General features: G+C 42.6%; 19 protein-coding genes and 1 tRNA gene. 10 read left to right on the top strand and 10 right to left on the bottom strand.

The features are described from left to right. Positions 1-18: 18 nt before the first annotated feature. Both H1A14_RS01930 and H1A14_RS01925 read right to left on the bottom strand, forming a co-directional pair. Positions 19-1,401 (bottom strand): TolC family protein, encoded by a 1,383-nt coding sequence (locus H1A14_RS01930; RefSeq protein WP_194774508.1) that lies wholly within the window; start codon positions 1,399-1,401, stop codon positions 19-21. A gap of 8 nt (positions 1,402-1,409) precedes the next feature. Continuing rightward, positions 1,410-2,021: a TetR/AcrR family transcriptional regulator gene (locus tag H1A14_RS01925; protein ID WP_194774507.1), complete on the bottom strand. Its 612-nt coding sequence runs from the start codon at positions 2,019-2,021 to the stop codon at positions 1,410-1,412. Positions 2,022-2,253: 232 nt separating this feature from the next. Between H1A14_RS01925 and H1A14_RS01920 the strand changes: the two genes are divergently transcribed. The 4 genes from H1A14_RS01920 (at position 2,254) to H1A14_RS01905 (ending at position 10,068) form a co-directional block, all read left to right on the top strand. Continuing rightward, positions 2,254-3,051: an alpha/beta fold hydrolase gene (locus H1A14_RS01920; RefSeq protein WP_194774506.1), complete on the top strand. Its 798-nt coding sequence runs from the start codon at positions 2,254-2,256 to the stop codon at positions 3,049-3,051. An 82-nt stretch (positions 3,052-3,133) separates the two neighbouring features. Next, on the top strand, positions 3,134-6,820 hold the full coding sequence (purL, locus tag H1A14_RS01915; RefSeq protein ID WP_194774505.1) for a phosphoribosylformylglycinamidine synthase: 3,687 nt from the start codon (positions 3,134-3,136) through the stop codon (positions 6,818-6,820). Between the two features lie 141 nt (positions 6,821-6,961). Beyond that, positions 6,962-7,034 (top strand) — tRNA-Gln (locus H1A14_RS01910). Between the two features lie 514 nt (positions 7,035-7,548). Next, complete coding sequence (locus H1A14_RS01905; protein ID WP_228527497.1) at positions 7,549-10,068, top strand: mechanosensitive ion channel domain-containing protein; 2,520 nt, start codon at positions 7,549-7,551, stop codon at positions 10,066-10,068. A 16-nt stretch (positions 10,069-10,084) separates the two neighbouring features. Here H1A14_RS01905 and H1A14_RS01900 read toward each other — a convergent pair whose 3' ends face one another. Next, complete coding sequence (locus H1A14_RS01900) at positions 10,085-11,020, bottom strand: DUF481 domain-containing protein (RefSeq protein ID WP_228527495.1); 936 nt, start codon at positions 11,018-11,020, stop codon at positions 10,085-10,087. Positions 11,021-11,426: 406 nt separating this feature from the next. On the opposite strand from H1A14_RS01900, the gene H1A14_RS01895 reads away from it, so the two are divergent. The 4 genes from H1A14_RS01895 to H1A14_RS01880 all read left to right on the top strand — a co-directional run bounded on the left by H1A14_RS01895 (position 11,427) and on the right by H1A14_RS01880 (position 13,962). Continuing rightward, entirely contained in the window at positions 11,427-12,356 is a 930-nt protein-coding gene (locus H1A14_RS01895) for a ribose-phosphate pyrophosphokinase (RefSeq protein ID WP_194774502.1), read from the top strand. A gap of 39 nt (positions 12,357-12,395) precedes the next feature. Next, on the top strand, positions 12,396-12,977 hold the full coding sequence (locus H1A14_RS01890) for a 50S ribosomal protein L25/general stress protein Ctc (protein WP_194774501.1): 582 nt from the start codon (positions 12,396-12,398) through the stop codon (positions 12,975-12,977). Positions 12,978-13,055: 78 nt separating this feature from the next. Next, positions 13,056-13,616 (top strand): aminoacyl-tRNA hydrolase, encoded by a 561-nt coding sequence (gene pth, locus H1A14_RS01885; RefSeq protein ID WP_194774500.1) that lies wholly within the window; start codon positions 13,056-13,058, stop codon positions 13,614-13,616. Between the two features lie 52 nt (positions 13,617-13,668). Continuing rightward, complete coding sequence (locus H1A14_RS01880) at positions 13,669-13,962, top strand: thiamine-binding protein (RefSeq protein WP_194774499.1); 294 nt, start codon at positions 13,669-13,671, stop codon at positions 13,960-13,962. Here H1A14_RS01880 and H1A14_RS01875 read toward each other — a convergent pair whose 3' ends face one another. The 5 genes from H1A14_RS01875 to H1A14_RS01855 all read right to left on the bottom strand — a co-directional run bounded on the left by H1A14_RS01875 (position 13,963) and on the right by H1A14_RS01855 (position 17,856). Further along, on the bottom strand, positions 13,963-15,408 hold the full coding sequence (locus H1A14_RS01875; protein ID WP_194774498.1) for a hypothetical protein: 1,446 nt from the start codon (positions 15,406-15,408) through the stop codon (positions 13,963-13,965). It abuts the gene before it with no gap. A 212-nt stretch (positions 15,409-15,620) separates the two neighbouring features. After that, entirely contained in the window at positions 15,621-16,535 is a 915-nt protein-coding gene (locus tag H1A14_RS01870; protein WP_194774860.1) for a glutaminase, read from the bottom strand. A 138-nt stretch (positions 16,536-16,673) separates the two neighbouring features. Beyond that, positions 16,674-17,054 (bottom strand): DUF983 domain-containing protein, encoded by a 381-nt coding sequence (locus H1A14_RS01865; RefSeq protein WP_194774497.1) that lies wholly within the window; start codon positions 17,052-17,054, stop codon positions 16,674-16,676. A gap of 85 nt (positions 17,055-17,139) precedes the next feature. Further along, positions 17,140-17,349 carry a hypothetical protein gene (locus H1A14_RS01860; protein ID WP_194774496.1) on the bottom strand — a complete coding sequence of 70 codons (210 nt, stop codon included), beginning with the start codon at positions 17,347-17,349 and terminating at the stop codon, positions 17,140-17,142. Positions 17,350-17,361: 12 nt separating this feature from the next. After that, positions 17,362-17,856, bottom strand: a complete 495-nt coding sequence (locus H1A14_RS01855; protein ID WP_194774495.1) for a DUF4920 domain-containing protein — start codon at positions 17,854-17,856, stop codon at positions 17,362-17,364. A gap of 230 nt (positions 17,857-18,086) precedes the next feature. On the opposite strand from H1A14_RS01855, the gene serA reads away from it, so the two are divergent. Further along, positions 18,087-19,979 carry a phosphoglycerate dehydrogenase gene (gene serA, locus H1A14_RS01850; protein WP_194774494.1) on the top strand — a complete coding sequence of 631 codons (1,893 nt, stop codon included), beginning with the start codon at positions 18,087-18,089 and terminating at the stop codon, positions 19,977-19,979. Between the two features lie 455 nt (positions 19,980-20,434). Here the strand turns inward: serA and H1A14_RS01845 are convergent, their stop codons facing one another. Further along, positions 20,435-23,584, bottom strand: coding sequence for an AsmA family protein (locus tag H1A14_RS01845; protein ID WP_194774493.1), 3,150 nt, complete (start codon positions 23,582-23,584; stop codon positions 20,435-20,437). Positions 23,585-24,073: 489 nt separating this feature from the next. Continuing rightward, complete coding sequence (locus H1A14_RS01840) at positions 24,074-24,532, bottom strand: hypothetical protein (RefSeq protein WP_194774492.1); 459 nt, start codon at positions 24,530-24,532, stop codon at positions 24,074-24,076. A 513-nt stretch (positions 24,533-25,045) separates the two neighbouring features. Here H1A14_RS01840 and H1A14_RS01835 point away from each other — a divergent pair. Then, positions 25,046-25,864, top strand: a complete 819-nt coding sequence (locus H1A14_RS01835) for a hypothetical protein (RefSeq protein WP_194774491.1) — start codon at positions 25,046-25,048, stop codon at positions 25,862-25,864. The last annotated feature ends 285 nt before the right edge of the window (positions 25,865-26,149 follow it).

Below are 26,149 nucleotides of genomic sequence, written 5' to 3'. Positions count from 1 at the left end.
TTTTTTTACTTAAGAAAATTATAGAATTCCCAAAGCCTTTTCAAGGTCAACTTTGGCAATCAGGGCATCATACAATGCCGAAAAGAAATTGATTTCAGCTTCTTTCAATGCCGTATCGGCTTCCACAACCTCAAGGTTGGAGCCCACTCCTTCTGAATACTTGATTTGTGTCATTTGAAACACTTCAAGTGCCAATTCCCTGTTTTCCTGCTGCACCCTCAAGGCACTTAGGTTATTCCTAAGGTTGGTCTTCGCCTGAAAGATTTCGCTTTCTATATTGTCCTGCAGGAAGACTTTCTGGTTTTCCAGCTGTTGGATCTGCACCCTATTCTGCTGGATTCGTGAGCTTTTGGTGAGTCCATCAAAAATCGGAATTGCCATCCTAACACCTACAAAAGAGGTAGAGAACCATCTGTCTGCACTAAAAAAATCGCCGAATCTTTGAGAACCGGTTAACCTTTGGTAGGAAGCGACTGCATTGATAGTTGGGATGTACTGCACTTGGTTGTTTTTAAGATCCAAAGTGGCTAGTTTGAGATTGGTCGTCAACTGATCCATTTCTACCCTTCTATATCCTGGATTTTGAAGAAGCTGTTCCAATTCTTCGTCGGTATTGAGATCAGCAAGTTTTTCGGTAGCTACCAATCTATAATTCAAAGGCATACCCATTTGTAGCTTAAGCAATTCCATGCTGACTTCAGAGGCGGCTTCGATCCTATCAAGCTCAGCTTTGATGTTGTTTCGCTGAACCTTTACCCTGGAAACCTCCAGTTTCTCGGCAAAACCCGCTTCGAAGAGCGCTTCTGTTTCTCTCAGTAGGACATCAATTCTTTCTAAGTTGGCAGTTGCCAAGGTTTTGCGTTCCTTGTTTACCAAAACTGTAAAATAGGCCTTTTTAACACTTTCAATGACATCATTCTCTGTCTTTTCTTTATCAAATTCCGTTAAGGATTTGAGGGTCTTTGCTGCCCGAAGACCTACAAAGTAGGAGCCATTGAAAATCATCTGTTCCAGATTGATTCCAGCGGTTCCTTGGTAGTTTACCGCAAAAGGAATCAATTGCACATCACCTAAATTAGTGCCAGGCGGCGGACCGTCACCACCTCCTCCAGGTAAGTTTTCACCGGCTTCAGCTGGAATGATAAAAAAAGGTGGCTGCAGGTTCTTGGTCCATTCCAAAATCCCATTGATTTGAGGAAGTCCTGTTGCCAGGTTCTCATTGATAATGCCCTTGGATGCAAGGATTTCCAACTGAGCATTTTTGGCATCCACATTGTTCTCCAAAGCGTATTTGATACTTTCATCCAGGGTGACATAGATCACTTCCTGGGAAAATGCATTTCCTATTCCTAAACCCATTAGAAATAAGGTGGTAAAAATGGCTTTTTTTATGCTATTCATGACCAAAATTATAATTCCTGATTGATTAGTTTTTTATCATATGCCTTCCGGCCTTTATCGGTAAGGATACCATGCAGAAAGTGGTTGAATATCTGCAGCTGAACTTCCATCATGTTGTATTCGCCTGGAGGGAAAACCCTTGAATCCATGCTCATGGTAATTTGTTGTAGTCGCATTTGCGCCAAAATCCGGGTATCGATCTCAGGTCGGAAAAGCCCATCCTCTTTTCCCTTATTTAGCACCATCATGATGTCGTTGATCATGTGGTTGGTCTTGAAATCCTCAATTCTCTGCCAGCACTGAGGATAGTACCTTTGAATTTCATGCAAAAGCATGGGATTCATTTGTGCAAAACGCTTCCTCAAATATTTGGTCATGGCAAAAAAATGGTTGATGATCCCGTCCTCTTCTTCAAACAAAGCCTTAAGCTGACACTCATCTTTTTCCATTTCGTTGGCAAAAACTTCATTGACCAATTGATTTTTGTCCTCAAACTCCTGATAAATTGTTTTTTTGGATATGCCTGCCATCCTGGCAATATCATCCATCGTCACTGCACGCACGCCGTAACGCATAAACTGTTCCACAGCTACTTCTATGATTTTTTCTTTGGTACTCAATTTGAAACGGAGGTTAATTTTTTACAAAACTCAGGAAACTTTTGGAATATTAAAAGTTTCTAACGTTTTTTATTTTCAGATTGTTTTGAAAAAAGGCCGATTAATTACAATTCAAAAAATATTATTGACTTTATTTTAAAAAAAATGCCATAAATTGATCACATCTCCACTTTCCCTCAAATATTAAAATCCCATTGCTTCTTTCACATAAATTAAATTTTTATTATTGAACATGCAGTATTTGGAGACTGATTTTGGGAAACTTGCTTATAAGAAGTACGGAAACGGACAGTGCGTACACCTGTTGTTTCACGGATTCGGACAATCCATGAAATCCATGTCCGAATTTTTAAAGTTAAAAAGACCGGGTGACAGTTTTTATTTTTTTGACATATACTTTCATGGCAATAGCAATTGGAAGAATTCCAAAGGCAAACTGGATAAAAACAAATGGAAGTCAGTCATTGAAGCCTTAAAGGAAAAGGAGGCCTTTGACCAGTTCCATCTGATTGGGTATAGTATGGGTGGAAAATTTTCCTTGATTACTTTCGAGTTGTATCCAGAACATGTCCTTTCCTTAACCCTTATGGCTCCTGACGGCATCAGGACGGGATTATGGTACAGTTTGGCTACTTATCCTGGCATATTCAACCGCTTGTTCAAATACATAATCTTCCATCCAAAGATTTTTTTCAAATGGATAGGTAGGCTTAAAAAAATGGGACTCATAGAAAAAAGCCTTGAAAAATTTGTGCAACAGCAAATGGCCACCCGAACCATGCGGGCACAGATTTACTTTACCTGGAATGCCTTTAAACCCTTTCAGCCAGACCTGAAACATATCATAAACGAATGGAACAGACTTGAAACTCCGGGCAGGCTTTTCCTCGGCACATACGACCAAATGGTAACCACCCAAAACCTGTCCTCTTTTTACCAAAAAATAAGGCCCCTTAAAATGGTGGAACTGCCCTGTGGACACAATGCACTCATTGGAGCCACCGTCCAATACCTTCAAAAAAATAGCTAAGCAATGGGGCATTTCATTTATTCTTTTGAGGCAATTGCTTACCTTTGCTCCTTCTTAAAAAAGTCATAGCCAATCCCCAGACATGATTCGATTTTTCCAATCCCCTCAAGATAAAATCTACGCTTTATCGACCTCAAGCCCCTTGACTTCCGAAGACCTATCCAAGCTTTCATGGCTTTTCGGCGAAGCCACCATTTTGTCGGATACAGTCATCAAAGGGGTTTTTGCCGGACCCAGGAAGGAAATGATCACGCCATGGTCTACCAATGCGGTGGAGATTACCGTGAATATGGGCATCGAGGGCATCGTGAGGATCGAGGAGTTTTTTCCGATTACAGAAAAATCCGTAATAGATCCCATGTTACAGGCCCGGTATGAAGGTTTGGATCAGGATATTTTCTATGTGGCCGTAACACCTGAGACCATTCAGGAAATTACAGACATCCATGCTTACAACCAAAAAGAGGGATTGGCGCTGAGCGAAGAAGAGGTGCATTACCTGGAAAAGGTAAGCCATCAACTGGAAAGACCCCTAACCGACAGTGAGGTGTTTGGATTCAGCCAAGTAAATTCCGAGCATTGCAGACACAAAATCTTCAACGGGACCTTTATCCTTGATGGTGTGGAACAGGAAGAAACGCTGTTTCAATTGATCAAAAAAACCGCCAAAAGGCATCCCAATAAAATTGTATCTGCCTACAAAGACAACGTGGCCTTTGTCCTAGGCCCTAAAGCACAACAGTTTGCCCCAAAAACACAGGATAAGCCTGATTTCTTTGATTTTGAGGTCATCGACACTGTAATCTCACTCAAGGCAGAAACCCATAATTTCCCTACCACGGTAGAACCCTTCAATGGGGCCGCCACCGGTTCGGGAGGAGAAATAAGAGATCGGTTGGCCGGAGGCACGGCTTCCATACCCTTAGCAGGCACCGCAGTCTACATGACCTCCTACCCACGCAGTGAGGCGGGTAGAAGCTGGGAAAAAGACTTAGCAGAAAGAAAATGGCTCTATCAAACCCCCATGGATATCCTGATCAAGGCTTCCAATGGTGCCAGTGACTTTGGAAACAAGTTTGGTCAGCCCCTTATTTCCGGAAGTGTTCTCACCTTCGAACATGAGGAGGGAGACAAACATTATGGGTTTGACAAGGTCATCATGCTGGCAGGAGGCATTGGGTTTACCAAAGAAAAATACAGTCTGAAAAATACCCCTCAAAAAGGGGATAAGGTCATCATTATGGGCGGTGACAATTACCGCATTGGCATGGGTGGTGGAGCGGTTTCGTCCGTCAATACCGGGGAGTTCAGTAATGCCATCGAGTTGAATGCCATCCAAAGATCCAATCCAGAGATGCAGAAAAGGGTGGCCAATGTCATCCGAGCCATGGCTGAAAGTCATGAAAATCCAATTGTATCCATTCATGATCACGGTGCAGGAGGTCACCTGAACTGCCTTTCCGAATTGGTGGAAGAGACCGGGGGTGTGATCCACATTGACCAATTGCCGGTGGGTGACCCTACCCTATCGGCCAAGGAAATCATAGGCAACGAATCCCAGGAAAGAATGGGGTTGGTCATTAAGGAAAAAGACGTGGCCAAGTTGAGGAAGATTTCTGAAAGGGAAAGAGCTCCTTTCTATGTGGTAGGAGAAACCACGGGAGACATGCGCTTTACCTTTGAAAACAGGAAAAACGGAGAAAAACCCATCGATTGGGAATTGGCCCACATGTTTGGCAGCTCACCAAAAACAATACTGGAAGACAAGGGAGAGCTAAAGAAAATGGCGCCCTTTTCCCACGACAAGGGTCAGCTGATCCCCTACCTTAAAGCGGTACTCCAATTGGAAGCCGTGGCCTGCAAGGATTGGCTGACCAACAAAGTGGACCGCTCGGTAACCGGAAGGGTGGCCAAACAACAAAGTACCGGAGAAATCCAACTGCCCCTCAACAATGTGGCGGTCATGGCTCTGGATTATACCGGAACAAAGGGTATAGCCACTTCTATCGGCCATGCTCCTGTAGCGGCTTTGACTGATCCCGTGGCTGGATCCCGCCTAGCCATAGCAGAGGCCCTGACCAACTTGGTATGGGCACCTATAGAAGATGGACTACAAGGCATTTCCTTGAGTGCCAACTGGATGTGGCCTGCCAAAAACAAAGGAGAAAATGCCAGACTATACAAAGCAGTGAAAGCGGTCAGTGATTTTGCCATTGAATTGGGGATCAATATTCCTACAGGAAAAGATTCCTTATCCATGACCCAAAAATATCCGGATGGTAAGGTGGTCTACTCTCCTGGCACTGTTATTATTTCCAGTGTAGGAGGGTGCGGTGACATCCAAAAGGTGGTGTCTCCTGATTTGAAACCCATAGCTGGTAGCAAACTCTTCTACATTGATTTTTCAAAAGACCAACCTCAATTGGGTGGAAGTAGCTTGGCCCAAGTGCTCAATAAAGTCGGAGATCAAGCACCTACTGTGCGGGATGGGGCCTATTTTGCCAAGGCCTTTATGGTCATCCAAAAATTGATTGAAAGAAATGAGGTATTGGCGGGTCATGATATTTCTTCAGGGGGATTGATCACCACCCTCTTGGAAATGACTTTCCCGACCACTCTATGTGGTCTGAAAATCAAATCTGAAAGGCTAAAAGGTGGTGACTTGATTCAAAATCTTTTTGCTGAAAACCCGGGGGTTGTCATTCAGGTTAGGCATCCGGACAAAACCAGGGCTCTGCTGGAGAATTACGGCATCAGCTACATTTCCCTTGCTGAGGTCACCTTGGATGGAAATATCTCCTTTTCTGATATGGACCATCAGCTGTCTGTAGCCGAATACCGGGACATCTGGTTCAAGTCCTCCTACCTTTTGGACAAAAAGCAAAGTGGAGAAAAACTGGCTTTGGCCCGATTTGAAAATTACAAAAACCAGGCTTTGTCTTTCAGCTTTTCGGATCAGTGGGAAGGAAATTTTGATGCCTTTAACCTTGACCCTTATCGCAAAAACAAAAGTGGACTCACTGCCGCAATCATCAGGGAAAAAGGGGTCAATGGAGACCGAGAAATGGCTTATGCGCTTTGGTTGGCAGGATTTGACGTGAAGGATGTCCACATGACAGACTTGGTATCCGGGAGAGAAACCCTCGAAGAGGTGCAGATGATTGTCTTTGTAGGTGGTTTTTCCAATTCAGATGTGTTGGGTTCTGCCAAAGGTTGGGCTGGCGCATTTCTATACAATGAAAAAGCCAAAACAGCCCTAGACAAGTTCTATGCCCGCAAAGATACCTTGAGTTTAGGTGTTTGTAACGGTTGCCAGCTGATGGTCGAACTGGGATTGCTTACACCGGAACACAGTCAAAAGCCGAAAATGCTTCACAATGAAAGCCATAAATTCGAATCGGCTTTTGTCAACGTGAACCTTCCCGAAAACAACACGGTCATGTTCAAAAGTCTCGCTGGCCAGCGACTTGGAGTTTGGATAGCCCATGGAGAAGGTAAATTCCAACTGCCTATGGCCAAAAGTGACTACCACATCGGAATGACTTACAGTTATGAAGCCTACCCCGGTAATCCGAACGGTTCAGACCATGCTGTCGCTGGAATCGCATCCACCGATGGCCGTCATCTCGCCATCATGCCCCACATCGAACGTTCTCTCAAACCTTGGAACTGGCCCTGTTACCCCAGTGATCATCAGGAAAATGAAATCACCCCTTGGGTGGAAGCTTTTGTCAATGCAGCAAAATGGGTGAACAAACAGAAGGGATAACCAAAGAACCTTTTATTTGGTACTGAATGTTAATCCATTAGAAAATCAGATGAAAATTCTTCGAATTAGTATTTGCATAAAAAAGAAAGTACCCCTACATTTGTGACACCTTTCGAGAAGGGGTACTTTATTTTGAAATTTTGACCCATGGTGTAACTGGCAACACGTCTGATTTTGGTTCAGAAGAGTCTAGGTTCGAGCCCTAGTGGGTCAACAAATACCTTTATATATTGCAGAAAGTGGTGTCGAACACCACTTTCTGCATTTATACTCCTTACTGCTGAGAAGTGAAAATAAAGAGCGGTTTATAGCACCAAAGTAGGTTGGATCAACGCTTTTTTTTGCATTAAAGGATTTCGGGAAAAAAATTAATTCCTAAGCCAGCGTTTTCTTTACGGGTAAAAAGTTTTAAACCCAGCCTCCCATCACTTTTCCTCAAACCGAAATCATTGACCAATCCAAACTTGAATTTTCACATCAATAAAACTAATCTAAAGTAATCATTGTCAAAAGATTATATCTATTCTATTCGAGCAATAAATAGCCTTGGATATAGTAAATCTCCCAGGTAATTTAGAGCATGGGCAAGTACCAGTTTTATTCCGATTGATTTCAGGCTTTACGAAGTAAAGGTAAACGCAACAGCTTTTGGTAATTAGAAATTACAAATCAGCTTTTAAAGGCCAAAGTTGATATTACACCTCAATTTGCCTACTTTTAAAATGCCTATGAAAACAATATTTTTAAAATATATTTTAGTCCTTTTGATAGTTTCAGGGATATTTCCAAGTGCCTTTGGACAGACTTCTGAAGTTATTGGAAATATAGATAGTCTTTTCCATTCCATAGAGGAAGAACAGGTAGAGGAGACTCAAGTTACCAAACCATCTCTTGAAGGAAGCATCAGTAAAGTCCAGGAATACAACATCAACCTGAACCGTGTCCAACAAAAACTCCGGGTAGAATTGGACAGTACTGAAATCATGGAGGTGTTGCCTCGCGCGGAGACTTTTTTGACCGATATAGAAAGTCGATTGGATAATGCAAGCAATGCCATCAACCTCCGCTATTTGAGTGCCCTTGAAAACATTATTTCTTATGCTGCTTACCGGGTTTCCAGGGTAGAAGCACAGGTAGATGACAGACTAGAACAATTGTTGCAATTCAGAAATGTAGTGGACTCCATCCGCCGTGATGACTTGATGCGGTACTATTTAAGGGATACCACGATATTACCTGAATACCAGCAAAGTTTACTTCAATTACATCAAAACGTCAATTATACCGACAGCACATTGAACAGTCAGCGGATGCGGGTTATTGGCTACAAATCAAGAATTGCGCAGGTCAATACCCGTCAGACGGAAATGTTGGACCGGCTGGCCCAACAAAAAAATGTATTGGAGAATGCTTTGTTTCGAAAGGAAAACAATTTCATTTGGGAAAAAAGCGACTTTCCCAAAACAGAAAATTTAATTCAGGTCCTGCGTGAATCATTAAAATTCAACCTCACCATATTCTTTTTTTATTTTAACCGATACCTTAATCTTTCTTTGATGTTGGTAGGTTTTGCTTTTGTGTTTTACTATTTCCTGAAGAGGAGCCTAAAAAAAATTAGAGATGAAAAGGAATTTTCGGATATTATTTTTAGTCGGTCCAATTATGTGGTAAAACACCCTTTGCTTTCTTCCTTTTTGGCTGTTCTGGCCATCGCTCCATTTTTTTTCCCTAGCCCACCTGTTTCATTTTTTACTTTCATCATGGTCAGTATGGTGACTATTTCAGGGTTCTTATTGAAAACCCGATTTGATTCAAAAATTTTTAGGGTTTGGATGGCATTGTATGTCCTATTTCTATTTAATGCTATAAGCAACTTGTACTGGGAAGTGGCTTTCCAGGAAAGGTGGCACCTTCTTGGGTTTGGCTTATTGGCCATTTACCTGGTGTATACCATATACCGGAAAAGCCATGAAAGGGGTAGTCTTTTACCGCAATATGCAGGAACAATAGCTCTGGCGTTTATTGGTATTCAAGTACTATCCTTTTTTGCCAATTTTCTTGGCAGGTTTAGCCTGAGCAAATTGATATCCATAGCCGCCACCATTGGTCTTATGCATGCCATCAGTTTGATTATTTTTGTTCTGATTATCAAGGAATTTATTTATTTACAAATCGAGGTAAGCCGAAAGTCAGGGAGTGAATTTACATCGTACATTGATTTTGACAAAATCCAGAGTCGCATTACCCGGACCATTTCCTTTTTAGCTATTTTTATTTGGGCCTATAATTTCCTGGACAATATCTCCGCTTTGGAACCTGTACAAAACTATATTTCTGATTTTTTGGAGAAACCTAGAAATATACTTAATGCTTCTTTTACCTTTTCCCAGATTGCGGTATTCTTTGTGGTCATTTATATCGCCAACCTATTGGCCAATACCCTGGCCTATGCTGCTACTATCCGGGATGAGCAACATGCCGCTGTGAGAGGCAAAAAATTGGGCTCATCTATCCTATTGATAAGATTGGGGATTTTCACCGCTGGGTTTCTTTTTGCCATGGCGGCATCAGGAATCCCTCTCGACAAGGTGGCCATTGTTCTGGGAGCCTTATCGGTGGGCATAGGTTTCGGATTGCAGACTATAGTGAACAATTTGGTATCTGGGATTATATTGGCTTTTGAACGACCCGTTCAAATCGGCGACACCATTCAAGTGGGTACCATAGAAGGGATTGTAAAAGAAATAGGAATTCGGGCAAGTAAAATCAGAAACTGGGATGGTGCTGAAATCATCATCCCCAATGGAGATTTATTGGCCAATCATCTGACCAATTGGACACTTTCAGACAAAAACAGACGGGTCGAACTCATCATTGGGGTGGCCTACAAGTCTGACACCGAATTGGTTACCAATCTGATTTTTGGACAGCTCAAAGTAGAAGGCATCATTGATGTTCCCCCGCCTAGGGTATTTTTACAGGCTTTTGGTGACAATTCTGTCAATTTTAGGGTATTGTTCTGGGTGGCAGATGTAGATACGTGGGTGATGATACGGGACAAGGTCATGCGTGGGATTTTCAAAGCCTTCCATGAAAATGAAATTGAAATTCCGTTTCCACAGCGCGATCTATATGTCAAATCCTTCCCCGGTGTGATCAAGGAAAATGTGCAAACCGGTTTGGAAGTGGCACAAAGTGAGGAAGGAAAAACCGGAACAACTAAAAAATCAACCGAAAAGGAAAACTAAACGCTCAAAAAAATACCTACCAACTCCATCCAAAGGTAGTCTGCCAGACGTAATCCAATCGGCTAGCTGTCTGAAAAGGTTGGTTGTCAAAGTTGAGGGTCAGTCCGGTTTTGATGTAAAAATCCAGGGGAAGATCATATTTCAAATCCAACCGATAATCAATCCTGACCCGGTCTTTTTCCGTAATGCTGGGGAATACAAATATGTTTGTCAACAGACTGATGTCCCCCACATCAAACAAATTTAATTCAGAGGCCACCCAAGCTTCCGCACTTTGCCTGTCCATGTTTTCTCCAGAAAAATTCTCTTGGTTAAATGCCATTCCTCCAAAAACGCGCCAGTAATGGGCGTTGGTCCTTGAAAGGAATTTGCCAGCTCCCAACATGGTATTGAGCCGGAGGTCTAGCAATTGCTCGGTGTTGTACAGATACTCCATTCTGGCAAGTGTAAACCAATCTTTTTGCAAAAAGTGTATGGCAGTCAAGTTCCCGTCCCCTCTCACAATGTCTTCAATTTCATTTTGGGATGTTACCAACTTATTGAAGGCCGCATCAAAAGACCAGTGTTCCGCAATGTAACCAATCCTGCTTCTTGTAGTCAATTGTCGCTGATTTCTAGCCCTGGTAAAGGTGAAGCCAAAGTCAATCCCAGCGTTAAGCCTATCTAAAAAACCCTTATCGACTGATTTGATGTAAAGGATATCATTGACGGAATAAATGGCTTCATCTCCTTGGCTGGAGGTAATTTTCAACTGAGCTGTTTCAGGACTGCTGATCTTACCATAATACCTAATCCCATCATTGGTGGAGATCAGGAACAGTGATTCTGAATAAATGGCCCTGATCTCATTCCATTTGATCCTGAAATCTTCTTTGCTGTAGGCGGTTTTGATGACCAACACACCCTTTTCCATGGATTTTATCTCACCTAAAAGGTAGTGTGTGTTTTTCAAATTTAAGGAATCGGTTTGGCCATGCACTAAAATGGGAAATGAAAATAGGAGAATTACAAGAATGGTTTTTTGGTAAATACTCATTGGAAGGGGATTGTGGGGAAGACTTTGGTTTTAGGATCCAAAAGGATTGGAATCAATCAAGCTGTACAAAACAGCATTAAATTTCAATTTTAAAAGAAAAATACAAATAAATGTCAGTTCTTTCAAAGAAAATAGAAGGATTATCTCGCCCATTCCCTCCAAATGCCTTATCGTAAATCCATGGCTTTGGGAATTTGGGAAGAACAAACATTTAAATTACTATTTCATTAAAAGGAGGAGGGAAAATCCGGTATAAATCCATTTTTTGTTACCTTTGCAATTCATTCTAATCCTGAACCAACCCTACAAAAAACCATCCTTCATGACCGAGGTCAAAATTTTCTCCGGAACCAATTCCTTAAAGTTAGCCAAATCCATTGCCAGAAATTACGGAAAAGAACTAGGCAAACTCACCATTTCAAAATTCAGTGACGGAGAACTTTCTCCCAGTTTTGATGAATCAGTACGGGGTTGTACAGTATTTCTTATCCAATCCACCAATCCATCCGCGGATTACCTCATGGAGCTCTGTCTGATGATCGATGCAGCCAAGAGGGCAAGTGCTTACAAAGTAGTGGCGGTGGTTCCCTATTACGGTTATGCCAGGCAGGATAGGAAAGATAAACCCAGGGTTTCTATCGCTGCCAAACTCGTGGCCAATATCCTCACCTCCGCCGGAGCAGATCGTATCATGACCTGTGACTTACATGCGGGACAGATCCAAGGATTTTTTGACATTCCTTTGGATCATTTAAACGGTTCCGCTATCTTTGTGCCCTATTTGCAAAACCTCGAACTAAAGGATTTGATCTTTGCTTCCCCGGATGTGGGAGGTGTGACCAGAGCCAGGTCTTATGCCAAATATTTTGAGGTGGATATGGTGGTCTGTGATAAGTACAGAAAAAGAGCGAATGAAATCGCTTCCATGCAGGTAATCGGAGATGTGGAAGGAAAAGATGTGGTCTTGGTAGATGACTTGATCGATACGGCAGGCACCATGTGCAAAGCCGCTCAGATCATCATGGAAAAAGGCGCCAAATCTGTCAGAGCTGTGGTCACTCATGGGGTGCTTTCGGGCAATGCCTATGAAAATATTGAAAACTCGGTATTGACCGAGCTGGTGATCACGGATACCATCACCCCTTCCCAAAAATCCTCCAAAATCAAGGTGCTTACCGTGGCCGATCTCTTCGCCAAAGCGATCCATGCGGTGACGGGAAATACTTCCATCAGCTCCTTGTTTGTTCAGTAAAGCATTATCAATCAATTATCATACACTTAATAAACAATTATGAAATCGTTAGAGATTATAGGGTTTAAAAGAGCAAATCTCGACAAAAGAGAATTGGATCAGATCCGTGATGAAGGCAATGTACCCTGTGTGGTTTACGGCCCCGGTATCAAAGAGCAAATCCATTTTCATGCTCCTGCCATTTTGTTCAGAGACCTGATCTATACGCCTGAAGTCCACATGGTGGACCTCAACGTAGAGGGCACCAAAATCAAAGCCATCCTGAGAGATGCGCATTACCATCCAGTCAGTGAGGTGTTGCTACATGCTGATTTCTTAGCCTACAAAGAGGACAAAGCCATTAAGATGGATATTCCTGTTCATTTCGTTGGCTCAGCTCCAGGTATCATCAAAGGGGGTAGATTGGAAGTTAAGTCCAGAACATTGTCTGTGAAGGGCCTAGCAAACGATCTTCCTGACTCCATAGAGGTAAATATCTCTAAATTGGACCTGGGTAAATCCATCAAGGTGAATGAAATCAAAGTGAAAGGATTTGAGATCCTGACCAACCCTAATGTTTCTATCGCCACCATCGGCATCCCAAGAGCACTAAGAGGTAAAAAAGGAGAAGAGGAAGCTTAAAATATTCCTTCAATTACAACCTAAATCCTGCCAGCTTTGGCAGGATTTTTTATTTTTGTTCATTCAAACCCACCAAGAATGAAATATTTGATTGTAGGTCTGGGCAATATCGGGCCTGAATATGAATTGACCCGGCACAATGTGGGCTTCCTCACTTTGGACCGCTTGGCGGATCAAGTAGGCTGTACCTGGTCCAGCAACCGCCTGGCCTTTACCGCGGATTTTAAACTGAAAGGCAGGTCCATGTATTTGATCAAGCCCACCACCTACATGAACCTCAGTGGCAAAGCAGTCAATTATTGGATGAAAGAATTGCAGGTTAGCAAGGAAAACACCTTGGTCATAGTAGATGATGTGGCCTTGCCCTTTGGAACCCTCAGGATGCGGGCCAAAGGTTCCGCTGCCGGACACAATGGGTTAAAAAACATTGAGGATACGCTTGGTGGCCAAGACTATCCCCGTCTTAAATTCGGGATCGGCAATGACTTCCCAAAAGGAAGGCAAGTGGATTATGTACTTGGCAGGTGGAGCCAAAAAGAACTTGATGGTTTGCCCGCCTTTATGGACAAAGCCACAGAGATGATCAAAAGCTTCTGTTCCATAGGCATAGAACGGACGATGAACCAATTCAACGACTGACTGAAAGAATCCAAGGTTTATGGATTCGAAATTAAAACCAAAAAAAATAGTCATGAACACCATCAACCTGGGCCTACAGATCGTACCCAAAAGCAAAACCCTAGACACTTATGGCTTAGTAGACAAGGCCATCGCGGTCATACAGGCATCTGGAATCAAACATGTGGTCACCCCCTTTGAAACAGTCATGGAAGGTCCTCAGGATCAATTGATGCAAATCGCTTTGAAAGCTCAGGAAGCGGTCTTGGAAGCAGGGGCTGATGAGGTCTTGGTTTATTACCGTCTTCACATCAAGAACCAAAAAGATGTCAGCATGGCTGAAAAAACCGATAAATTCAAAAAATGATTAAGGCTGTTTTTTGAGGACTTTTAAAGGCAGGCGGTAAGCCATCTCAAATATAAAACCATCCAAACTGGATTCAGCCAAAAGCCTTCTCCTTACCCCATTGATGCTGTATTCACCGAATCTTCTTCCGGTGACTGGACTTCCAAAGTTTCGCGCCACCTGTAGGTTAAGGAAACTGGAATTGAAAATCGGTAATTCTAAAAACAGACCTGTTTTGTAAAATACCCCATCGAATCCTACATTGGGATCCGACACAAAAATGCCGTTGTAGTTGTACCGGTTGCCGTTGATGGTGGTGCTACCGTTAAACCTGGACACCAAAGACCTGGAAGTCGTATTGTCTACGATAAAATGGGCACCCAGTGATACCCCCATCCTTTTGGTTTGCTTTTCTCCTATGGGAAGATCATATTTTAAGGTGAGTGGGATATGATTGACTTGGTATGCATCTCTGTCCATGATCAAGGCAGTTACATCTTCAAAATCAATCTGGATATCATTGTTGGCATACATCACCCCATATCCCGTCTCCAAGGAGAATCCCCCAAATTTGTATCCCAAGGCACCCGCAAACGTCCCGGAGAGGTTGGTATAAAAATCAGGATTGGGCCGGGCATTGCTTTTGAGCCTTAGACCAGCGTACCCAATGACATAAAGCCCATTTTCTAAGGCAGCTTTTCTTTTGTTTTCTTTTTCCTCACTGTAGTAACGGGTTACAGTCTCCCGATTTTTTTTGGAGAGGTTGTCAAGGTTAAATCCATAGCCTACCACCATGCCGGAATGTGTCCCTCTGCTGACAGCGGTCATGTTGAAAGTCTGCTCATTTCCATCCGTGGTTTCGAAATTGATTTTATCCAAATCGGTAAATCCTTGGGTATGTTTAAAGGCCAACAAAAAATAATTTCTTTTTTCCGTATAAAGCTTAACCCCGATTTCTCCTCTTGCCACTATCCCCCATTCACTCAAGGACTGGAAAGTTCTGTTTTGGACGGGAATGGTATCACTTTGGTCTTGAAAACCCGAGCCTAGGCTACTTTTTACCAATCCAAATCCGGGTTGAAAATATAGGTCATAGTTTTGTTTCTGGATAATGTATCGGTACCCCAGTGAAAAATGGCTAAGCGTCTGGAAAGCACCACCCCTGGATTCCCTTGAAAAATTGGGACCAATTTCTGTGATTTGTACACCTAGCGGCCTTCTATGAAAATCTGCCTGGGCAGAGAGAAAGCCCCTTTCTGATATTTTGGTGAGCAAGTTGACCCCTCCCTGAAGATTGATGGGATTCCAAGGATTAATATTCCCTGTTGAAGGATTCTTGGTGGTTTGCAGGTAACTGTTGGAAAATCCCCCATACAACTCCAAATGAAACAATCCTTGTCCAAAAGTAGGGGGAAGCCAACCAAAGCCGATCAAAAATAGCAGAACAAATTTAACGCGGGGCGTCATCTATAGGTCATAAAAGTTATTTGGTCTATACTTTTTTTTTGGACCAAGTTTTCATGGGTGATCTGCTCTGTCCAAAAATCAATGCATTATAGAAAATAAATCCCGAATGGCCAACAAGTTAGGCTTCATTTAATTTGGCAAGAAAACCAGAATCAGCAGGTTCATTAAGGGGTTACCCCCTCGATGACAGCATATTCAAGGCATCGATCGGATCAAAACAATGAAAAATGCAATTTATCGGTTAAAAGCTCTAAAGCTTTGATGGATTTCAAAGAGTTTCCTTTTTCATTGAGTTGAGGGGACCAGACGGCAATACTGAATTTATTGGGCATGACGGCTGCCACCCCACCTCCCACGCCACTTTTGCCTGGCAAGCCTACCCGGAAGGCAAATTCACCCGACTCATCATAAAACCCACAGGTCAACATCAGGGCATTCATTCTTTTGTTGTGGCTTTCGTTAAGTATTTCCCTATCGGCGAAGATGGAATAGCCATTGTTGGCAAAAAAGGAGAATGACTTGGCCAAATCCACACAACACATTTCCATGGCACAATGGTAAACGTAGGTTTCCAAAACCTCCTGTATGGAATTTTCAATGTTGCCGTAGGCTTTTAGAAAATAGGCCATGGCGGTATTCCTTTCGGAATGATCCAATTCTGACTGATAAACACTTTCATTTACCTTGACGCATTGATGGCCTACCAGCTCATTGATAAAATCAATGATCTCCTCCTTGGGGTTCTCGAATTTTGAAATCAAAGCATCAGAGATGACCAATGCACCTGCATTGATAAAAGGGTTTCTGGGAATACCTTTTTCATATTCCAATTGGGCAATGGAATTGAAGGGATTTCCGCTGGGTTCCACATTGACCCTGGACCAAAGCTTGCTTTTGAATTTATGGAAAACCATAGCCAAAGTATGGACTTTGGAAATACTCTGAATCGAAAAAGCTTCCTCATAATCCCCTACCCCATACACGTTACCTTCCAGATCCACCAAGGCAATCCCGAACTTGTCTCCATCCACTTCTGCCAATTCAGGGATGTAATCGGCCACTTTTCCTTTTAAATTCAGGTCATTGACTTCCTTGTAGACTTCTTCAATAAGCGCTTGATAATCCATAAATTTCATGATTTAACTTAGAAAGTCATGAAGATACGAATTTGAAATTTTCATTCAGGTAAAAGATCTGATTTCTTAAAAATCAAAATGTCAAACACTTTGTAATAAATCCTTTGCTTCTATGATTTACCCATCGGGCTACTCTTCCTGAGGCTCATATTTGATTCTACCTACGGCATACAGGTAGAAAACCTTGGAGTACCTTAACATAAGCGGTAGCAACAATAAGTTGGCGATTATCACAGTAATCAAATAAACCATCAGGTCGGGGTCATTGAAGAAAAAATTGAGGACAATCATCACATTGATAAACAAGGCAACAGACAGGGCGTAGCTGATAAACATGGCCCCGTAATAAAAGTCAGGTTCCGGAACCAACTCTTTTTGGCAAACCGGACATTTGGATTGGATTTGGGTGAGTTTGGAATAACTGTAAACAGGAACAGAAAACAGATCACCCTTTCTACATTTTGGGCACTTGGCTTGAATGATGGCTTTTGCCAAACCGGTTCTTTCCATGGGTATGTTGCTTGAATTGATGGACCCAAAATTAGGTCAAACATATTGCTTCGTAGGTAACTTTTATCACCGGGATGGGAAACGGCTATTCGTCTCGTAGCTCATCCAGGTCATAATCTTTACCTATTCCCCATCTCAACAGTTCCTCCAGTTCATAAGTTTCGAGGGTATCCAAGTCTTTCACCTGAAAATTCTCTTTGCTGATCCTTTGGAGCACCTTGATTTTCCGGATCTCTCCGTAATTTACCAGCAAATAGGCCCTACCCACTCTCAAATTGTCCAATGCTAGAGGCATATGTATTAAAAATTAAGCCTTCTCCTTGATGATCACACCCCTGGCCTCAAAAACCATTTCTTCCTTAGCTTCTGTAATGGCAGCTACTTCTTCGGCAGATTTTCCTTCATCCTCTGCAAAATGCCTCAAAGTTTCCACATCGGTTACTTTTTTGGTGGCCACTCCTTCTATGATCACTGGGTAGCCTGCAGATTGCTTGGGTACAAAAAAACCATAATCCTTAAATGTAACTCGCATGGATTGGCCATTTGGCAATTCCATGGTCATCCAGCAGCCTTTTTTGGCACAGACTTCCTTGATTTCACCCACGATCTGTCCTTCAAATTGGTCATTCTCTTTCAAGTGGTCATACACTTGGTCTAGGCTGACCAATTGGTTTTCCTTTACCTCTTCTCCAAAAGTACCTGTTATAGTTTCTTCATTGTTGCTGTTTTCATCCTGTACAGACTTCTGACAGGCCACAATGGCAAAGGTCAACATGAGCAAAAGAAATCCTAATTTTTTCATCTTCTTGAGTTTTTATATGCTGCATTAAATATCGACGCAAAATTAACCCATTCTTAGCATCAATTTCAATGAATCGCTGAAATTTTAAAATCAAGTTTGTCACATGGAATACTCGCAAACGTTTTAATGGCAATATTTATCGATTTGAAAAGTAATTTCTTCAATAAAACTGAATACTTTTTGATAAACCATTAATTTTACATTCAGATTATTAAAATATTCCCATCAGAATGACCGACAAGAAAAAATTCATCATCGATTTTGACAGTACTTTCACCCAAGTAGAAGCCCTCGATATCCTCGGCGAGATCAGTTTGAAAAATGATCCTGAAAGAGACAGGAAACTTCAAGCCATCAAAGACATCACAGACCAAGGAATGGAAGGCAGCCTGACCTTCAGAGAAAGTCTGGAAAAAAGAGTGGAGCTTTTAGGTGCCAACAAAGCCCAGATCACTGATTTAATAGATGCGCTCAAACACAAGGTGTCCAAGTCTTTTCAACAAAACCGGGAGTTCCTACTGGAAAATGCCGAAGACATCTTTATCATTTCCAATGGTTTCAAGGACTTCATCACCCCTATCGTGTCAGATTACGGTGTCAAAGAAGAGAATGTCTTTGCCAATGAATTTGTCTATGACGAGGAGGGAAATATTGTGGATTTCAATCGGGAAAACCTGCTTTCCAAAAACAACGGTAAGGCAGAAACCATAAAATCCTTAAATTTGGATGGGAATATCTATGTGATCGGGGACGGCTATACAGATTATGAAATCAAGGCCTCGGGCCTGGCCAATAAGTTTTATGCCTTCACAGAAAACGTTTCCCGCCCAAAAGTAACTGCCAACGCGGATCACATCGCTCCCAGTCTGGATGAAATCTTATATGTCAACAAAATGAACAAAAAATTCTCTTATCCCAAAAGCAGGATCAATGTGCTTTTGCTGGAAAATGTCCACCCCATCGGTGTAGACCTGATGAAGCAGGAAGGCTATAATGTAGAAGTGGTCAGTTCTGCCCTTTCTGAGGAAGAGCTTGCCGAAAAAATCAAAAAGGTATCTATTTTGGGCATTCGGTCCAAAACCCAAGTGACTGCCAAAGTCCTGGAAAACGCCAACCGGCTCATTGCCATAGGCGCTTTCTGTATCGGTACCAACCAAATTGACTTGATTAAATGTCAGGAAAAAGGAATAGCCGTCTTCAATGCCCCTTTCAGCAATACCCGTTCAGTCGTTGAATTGGCCATAGCCGAAATCATCTTTCTGATGCGGAATATGTTTGACAAATCCGTCAGCATGCACAAAGGTATCTGGGATAAATCTGCTTCAGGAAGTTATGAAATCAGAGGCAAAAAGCTTGGCATCATCGGCTATGGCAATATAGGCGCACAATTGTCGGTATTGGCGGAAAACATGGGGATGGATGTGTATTATTTTGATGTGATCGAAAAGCTTGCCCTCGGCAATGCCACCAAGCTGGAATCTTTGGATGAACTGCTCAGCACATGCGATGTGGTCACCCTCCACGTGGATGGCAGGCCGGAAAATGAAAACATGCTGGACAAGAAGAAAATTGGCCTCATGAAAAAAGGAGGCATCCTGATCAACCTGAGCAGGGGACATGTGGTGGATGTAGCTGCGCTGAAGGAGGCTTTGGAGTCCAAACACCTCAGCGGAGCTGCAGTAGATGTGTTTCCCCATGAGCCCAAAAACAATTCAGAGCCTTTCGAATCAGAATTGATCGGCATGCCCAACACCATCCTGTCTCCCCATATAGGGGGCAGCACATCTGAAGCGCAGGTCAATATTGCACGTTTTGTTCCCGGAAAAATCATGGATTACATCAATACCGGAAACACCTACAACAGTGTCAATTTCCCCAACATCCAATTGCCCTTCCTACAGAATGCCCACAGGCTGATCCACATTCACCAAAATGAACCTGGGGTGCTGGCCAAAATCAATCAGATCCTGGCAGGCTATAAAATCAATATCGTGGGTCAGTATCTGAAGACCAATGAAAAAATCGGTTATGTGATCACAGACATTGACAAGGCTTATTCACCGGAGTTGATTGATGAAATGAAGAACATCGCAGGCACCATCCGGTTTAGGGTGTTGTATTGAAGTTGACAAGGCATTCCCCGTTGTCAGGTTGTCAAGGTTCTCAAGGCCCGCCCGCAGGGGCCTGTTGTCGGGGTTGCCGTGCCTTTATTTTCCGCCCAGGTTTTTTTTTCACCTACCGACTTCCAGCTTCCCTTGGTTGTACTGGGGTCTAGGCCCGCCTGCGGAGGCCTGTTGTCGGGGCTAATGCCCACCGGGTTGTCAACCGGGGCTAATAATCTTACGGTATTTAATCTCCACCTAGTCGGCCTCTGGGATTTTTTGATTTGAGGATATTCTCTGCCACCGGTTAAAACCGGTGGTTATTAAATCGGCCGTGCCTCTGGCACTTTGACTGTCACCGCTTACTTTCCACTTTTTACCTCCTACAATTTCCCTCTACTTTGAGCTTCAAGCTTTTCTTCTGTTCTCAGAAATCCTGTTTTTCCATTCTCTGATATCCTGGCTTGCAAACAACCTCAATTCTTCTTCCCCAGACTGATGTCATAATCATCCGGGGTACCCCGCATGTTGATGTTGACAAATCTGACCCTGCGGTTGCCATCCCGGTACACGATGGCATCTTCCTGGTCAGGATCCACTTCCCCTTGGTTTTTGCCTCCAAAAAGTGACCGGAAACCAACCTGTGTCACCAAGCCAAGGGGCACACGGATAAAGTAATCCATCTTCAGATCCAAGCCTTGCTTCCCGGACATCTCAATAAAACCAAGGCTGGAATTGATGGTCATGGTGGGAATAAATAGCGTACCATCTTTCAGGTTCAATGTGTTTTCCAAGGTATCAAATCGAACCCGATTGAGATTTCTGTCCTTAAAATAGGCCGACATGGCCTGCATGGGAGCAAAATTAACCAGGCTGCCCTCATAGATCCTGAGGTTCATCTGGGCCTCACTTTTTTCCAGAATGGGGGTAAAATCTGGATGCACCAGGAATTTGCTGGTGATGGTCCCACTGACCTTACCATGAAGGTTGTCATTGATCAATACATCCTGACCGAAATTATCAAACTTGATCAGCAGCTGATCGATGTCCAGTTGATTGGCTTTTAAGGTGCTGTGAAAATAGATATTGTCAGGATCTGAGCCGTTGAAATAGCCATTGATGCCCAAATCCCCATCAGCCACCCGAAGACCCAGGGTATCCAGATAAAGGTAATGGTCTTCTGTGATACGTCCTTTGGCCTTAAAATCCCGCAACACATGCTGGTGGTATTTCAAAGCCTTGATCTCTGCCTGAAAATTCATTTGGGTAAAGGGCACTTCAAAAATATTGAAAGCTGCTTCATGGTCCTTTTCCTCCTCCGGACCTTCATAATTCATTAAGGCATCCAGGTCAAGCAGGTTGGATACCATGCTAAAGCTGTTTGCTTTGGCCTTAAGTGCAGGATCATCCCCTAGGTAATGACTGAGATTGACCAAAAAATCACTTTCACCCATGCTCCCTGAGAAATTTTCAACCAATAGCTGATCATCCTCAAAATGAACCCGGCCCTTAAAATTCTCTAATTTCAGGGGGTGTACATTCAACTTCCCATCCAGGTCATCGATATAGAGATCAGCAGACCGGAAAGTGGTATCATAATGCAGGTCAATCCTTCCATTCAGATTCAAATCCCTCAATGCTTCATTCCGGTAATCTTCAGGAAGGTAATTTTCTCCCTTATAGGTCAATAGGTCATTGATTTTCAATTGGTTGGATACCATGTCAAATTCAAACCGGGTATCCCCCTTTTTGACATCCTGAAACCATTTTGGATAATTATACAGCTTTCCGGAAAAGTGAAAATCACTGCCGTCTATTTCACCTGTAAAATCACGGAGCTGTATGTCATTGGCTTCAATGTGCAGATCCGCATGGAAATCATGAAAGACATGGTGATAATGTTTCAGCTTGGCATATAGGTCTTCAATGTAGAAATTCCCAAGAGGCAGGTATTCAAACCCGGTCAGCTGATCTGCCTGGGTTTCAAATTTCAGTTTGATTTCAAAATTTTCTATCTCTTCGTCAGTTGCCTGCATCAGGGCACTGTCATAGGACAAGAGTTGGGGCAGGTTGATCTTTTTAGACTTGGCCAGTAAGCTGGCATGGATGGGGACCTTAAGGCCATGGAATATGGCCGGAAAATCATTGACTTCGCCCGAAAATTCAAAATCGGAATCCTCCACCCTGAATCTGAGATGATCCAAAACCAGGCGCCCATCCCGCATCACCGCACTGGCAAATGTCTGCGTAATGGGATGCGGATAATCAGGCAGCGTAAAACTCAGGTCACGTACCTTAAGTTCGCTGTCCACTCCTTCCTTCAGTCGGGCCACACCGGTACCATCTCCTGTCATGTCGACCAGTTCGTCAAAATCCATGTCCAGAATTACCTGTCCTTTCAAACCCTGTAAGCCTTCCACTTCAAAAAACTTCCCCAGAAACTCCAGATCAAGATCAGCATTCAGGTTCACCTTGATATAGGGGTCTTCGAAATTCTGAATGACCAGCCTTCCCTGAAAAATCCCTTCTTCAGGTCTGGCATAAAAATTCTGCAACTGAAGTTCAGAGGTTCTCAGATTCCGTTCTTTGCCGTTGGTGAAAAAACCGGTAAACCTCAGGTCATCCACTTTCTTGTCCATATTGGTGTTGAGAAAGTAGGCATTTTCACATCCAAACTCCACTGCCACGGAGGGTGTTTCCCCGCTCCCCGCTTTGCCTTTGATGCTGCCATTAAAAAACACCTTGCCGGCGTTTTGGTACCGCTTCAGTGCTTCTGCCACTTCCGCAGGTGCAAAGGCGGCGAAAATGTTAAAATCCGGTTTTTCTCCGGTCAGTTTCAGGTCCAGCTCGGGAATATCCAGGAATTTGACATCCCCGGAAAGACCAAACAAAGCTTCTTCCAATTGGACCTGGGAGCGCTGAATATCCAGCAGCCCGGTGTTTTCATCATAATCCATCAGCAGGTCCAGCTTGACCTGCTTGTCTGAAAAAAAGGATTTCTGTCCCTGGGTTTCCAGATCAAACACCAAATCTCCCAAAACCTTGGAGGCAATTTGGCCATCCTGGATCTGCAGGGATGCACTCAGTTTTCCAAGATGGAATTTGAGATTCTGGAATTTGGCCAGATCGGCATAATTGACCAATATATTTTCAAGCTGGATCACATTCAGATTCAAGGCGACGCCCATTTCCTCTTCATCCTCCACATCCGTTTGATTTTCTCCCAGGGCATTCATCAGGTTGATCTCCCCGTTTACAAAGCGGATGATGTCAAGATGACCATGGGATACTTTGATTTTTTTGACTTCATAATTGCCTTTGAGCAGGTTGAAGACATCAAATCCCAGGTATATGTCATCACTTTCAAATAGCGGCTTAAAATCCTTGTTCTTGGTTTCAAACACCCGTACCCGCTGCAGATCCACGGAGATATAGGGAAAATTGGCAAAGGGGGAAATGTGTGATTCTCCTATTTCCACTTCCCCGGCCAATTGTTCGTTCATTTCCGAAATCAACTTTTGGGTAATGGCATCCTGGTTTTGATACATCAAAAAAACCCCGCCCGCAAAAAGCAAAACAGGGATCAGAACAATTGATGCCAAAACAATAAGCGTACGTCTCTTCATCTGCTTTTTAAAACCACTCTAAAAGAAACGTGAAAATATGCAAAGTGATTGGATGTTTATCTTAAAAATTGATAAAAAACGCATGTTCCGGCTTCTCTGCCCCGTCTGCACCTTTTTGTCGGGCCTGTCTACCTTAGGTAGATTCTCAAGGTCCACCTTCGGGGATCTGATGTCTAGCCTCTCTACCTCAGGTAGGTTGTCGGAGCTACTGTGCCATGTGGTTTCGACTTGCTTGCCGGTTGTATTTGAGATTACCACCTCAGTTTGCTGTTCTCCATTTCCAGTTGTCGGGCCTGTCTACCTTAGGTAGATTTTCAAGGTCCACCTTCGGGGACCTGTTATCCAGCATACCTACCTTAGGAAGGTTGTCTGGCAATCCTTGGGTAGGTTGCGGTATTATACGCCCCTCCTTTTTTTGGTTCTAAAATGTTATCAGTTTTGGCTTACCATGTATTTCCTAGTGAGTGATTCTGGGAGCTATGTTAGGCTTTATATAAATTCAATTTTGATGTCATTATTCAGCAGTTCAATTGGAATGACTCCAAAACAGTAAACCGCGGATATCGCCGGGAAATCAGTAATCTCAACCTCAATCTCAAAAGTGAATTCATGAGAACCTATCTGAACCAATCTTTGGTTTCTTACTGCTGGAACATTTGTGGATTCATACCAGGTAACCAAAAGGAAAAAGTCATCAAAATTGATATCTGGAACCTCGTCGTATATAAAACATGGAATAATTTGCTCAAAGTCTTCATAATCGGTGATTCTGGTGGTTTCACCCATGGATAAACCCTGGAAAAAATCCTGAAAACACCCGTTTTCGTAAGCCCAAAAAGTATCTACTTCAATTTCGGTTTTTGGAAGCTCCTCTTCAGTCACCCTACAAGAGAACAACAGCATGAACAGTAAGTCTAAGCAGCAACAATTGATTGATCTGGTTTTCATTCAATGTAATTTATTATCCTTCACTAGTGCCTGAGTAAGTAAAGGTTGAACCGGAATATACATTGGCTCTTTTAGACTGCCACCCACAAGTTTTGCGAGCTTAAACTGAAGATCCCTGATTCCATTGATTAATGGTAAAACCCTTTAAATTCAAAACTGACACAAATCCCAATATGCAGTAATTTAAAAAATAGTTTTAGTTTAATCAAGATTTAGTTTTAAAACCTCAGTCCTTTTCCCATACAGGAATGGAAAACCTGTAGAACGGAAAACAGATAACACCAAACAGGTTTTGTATCGCCCGAAGCTTTAAAAGAAATGAAATTATACCAATAAAAATCAGGGCATGGCAGTTTTTAGCTCTCAGTTACTCTGTCCACCGATTCCTATTTCTAAATGTTGACGGGTCTGCCTACCTTTTTAGGTTGTCCAGCCCACTTGCAAGAGGCTGTTGCCGGATTTCCAGCTTGTAATTTAAAACTAAAAACCTTATTTTAGTTAAAACTTCTGCTGATGAAATTGCAAATAAAAATTTTGATTTTCTGTTTGGCTATTTTTACAATAGGTTGTTCGCTTGACAATGAATCCGACCAAAACATTGATTCGGACCAATTTAGTGTCTTCATTCAAAATGAATTAATGGAAGTATTGGCTTTACCGACCCATACGCCAATCGGTAAACTCCATATGGCAATTACCTATGGGGGTAGTTCGGATATGATGGTATCTTCCCGAGAAATTTTTTATCCGATCAATGGCCTTTCTACCTATCATATTTTCAGAAATGGTACTGGGGATACCACTGGTTTGGCCCTTAATTTATTAGAAGATGATGAAATTATCTCTTCTTCCTATTTTGCTTTTCGAGAGGGTAAAGTGGATTGGGAATTTACCCGGGAAATGGAATATAATAGTGACGGATTGATCGACAGAATGTATACTTCAAACTATTCAAGGAATAGGGAATTGGTTTCGATCTACCATTATGATTCGCAAAACAGGCTTTTGGAGATTGAATATCCTTATGAACAAGGCGCAGAGTTGCTTGTTTATGCTTACGATGAGGAGGGCAAAGTAATCAGTGAATGGAAAACTGCAAGAGGACAGGAAGATTATAAGTTGGAATATTTTATCTACAGATACGACAACGACCTTCTTGAGGCAAAGGAGACAGGTCACGGTGGCGTTTTCAGTGAGGAAAGAAAAGACGCTTTGCGTTATTTTTACGATCCAAGCGACAGGTTGATTTTGGAAAAAAGATTTGATCCTAACTTTGGTTTCCAGCAAATTGGAAGAGTTGAATATACCTACTTTGATTCTTTTAATAATTGAAATAAAGCGACAGTTTCTTGGATGAAATGTTTCATCATTCATAATTCAAACTCCATAAATCCTAAATCGTAAATCCAGATCTTCCCATTTTCTTCCCCCTAAATCCCACATATATCCGCTTTCAGCTTTTATCTGTTCATCTGTTCTTCTATTCCCCGACTTTCAGCTTTCAGCTTAAGGCTTCGAGCTTTACTTTCTTTCCTCTGATACCCTGTTTTCCAGTTCTCTGTTTATCTATTCCTCAACTTTCAGCTTTGAGCTTAAAGCTTTGAGCTCATCTACCTC

Origin of the sequence: Pararhodonellum marinum (assembly GCF_015354735.1) — a bacterium.
Taxonomy (GTDB): domain Bacteria; phylum Bacteroidota; class Bacteroidia; order Cytophagales; family Cyclobacteriaceae; genus Pararhodonellum; species Pararhodonellum marinum.
This window is presented reverse-complemented; position numbering and strand designations above follow the sequence as displayed.

Excerpts from the sequence above, each read along its gene's own strand:
- H1A14_RS01930 (WP_194774508.1), bottom strand. The coding sequence starts at position 1,401 with ATGAATAGCATAAAAAAAGCCATTTTTACCACCTTATTTCTAATGGGT.
- H1A14_RS01920 (WP_194774506.1), top strand. The coding sequence starts at position 2,254 with ATGCAGTATTTGGAGACTGATTTTGGGAAACTTGCTTATAAGAAGTAC.
- purL (WP_194774505.1), top strand. The coding sequence starts at position 3,134 with ATGATTCGATTTTTCCAATCCCCTCAAGATAAAATCTACGCTTTATCG.
- H1A14_RS01905 (WP_228527497.1), top strand. The coding sequence starts at position 7,549 with ATGAAAACAATATTTTTAAAATATATTTTAGTCCTTTTGATAGTTTCA.
- H1A14_RS01895 (WP_194774502.1), top strand. The coding sequence starts at position 11,427 with ATGACCGAGGTCAAAATTTTCTCCGGAACCAATTCCTTAAAGTTAGCC.
- H1A14_RS01890 (WP_194774501.1), top strand. The coding sequence starts at position 12,396 with ATGAAATCGTTAGAGATTATAGGGTTTAAAAGAGCAAATCTCGACAAA.
- pth (WP_194774500.1), top strand. The coding sequence starts at position 13,056 with ATGAAATATTTGATTGTAGGTCTGGGCAATATCGGGCCTGAATATGAA.
- H1A14_RS01880 (WP_194774499.1), top strand. The coding sequence starts at position 13,669 with ATGAACACCATCAACCTGGGCCTACAGATCGTACCCAAAAGCAAAACC.
- H1A14_RS01875 (WP_194774498.1), bottom strand. The coding sequence starts at position 15,408 with ATGACGCCCCGCGTTAAATTTGTTCTGCTATTTTTGATCGGCTTTGGT.
- H1A14_RS01870 (WP_194774860.1), bottom strand. The coding sequence starts at position 16,535 with ATGGATTATCAAGCGCTTATTGAAGAAGTCTACAAGGAAGTCAATGAC.
- H1A14_RS01865 (WP_194774497.1), bottom strand. The coding sequence starts at position 17,054 with ATGGAAAGAACCGGTTTGGCAAAAGCCATCATTCAAGCCAAGTGCCCA.
- H1A14_RS01860 (WP_194774496.1), bottom strand. The coding sequence starts at position 17,349 with ATGCCTCTAGCATTGGACAATTTGAGAGTGGGTAGGGCCTATTTGCTG.
- H1A14_RS01855 (WP_194774495.1), bottom strand. The coding sequence starts at position 17,856 with ATGAAAAAATTAGGATTTCTTTTGCTCATGTTGACCTTTGCCATTGTG.
- serA (WP_194774494.1), top strand. The coding sequence starts at position 18,087 with ATGACCGACAAGAAAAAATTCATCATCGATTTTGACAGTACTTTCACC.
- H1A14_RS01845 (WP_194774493.1), bottom strand. The coding sequence starts at position 23,584 with ATGAAGAGACGTACGCTTATTGTTTTGGCATCAATTGTTCTGATCCCT.
- H1A14_RS01840 (WP_194774492.1), bottom strand. The coding sequence starts at position 24,532 with ATGAAAACCAGATCAATCAATTGTTGCTGCTTAGACTTACTGTTCATG.
- H1A14_RS01835 (WP_194774491.1), top strand. The coding sequence starts at position 25,046 with ATGAAATTGCAAATAAAAATTTTGATTTTCTGTTTGGCTATTTTTACA.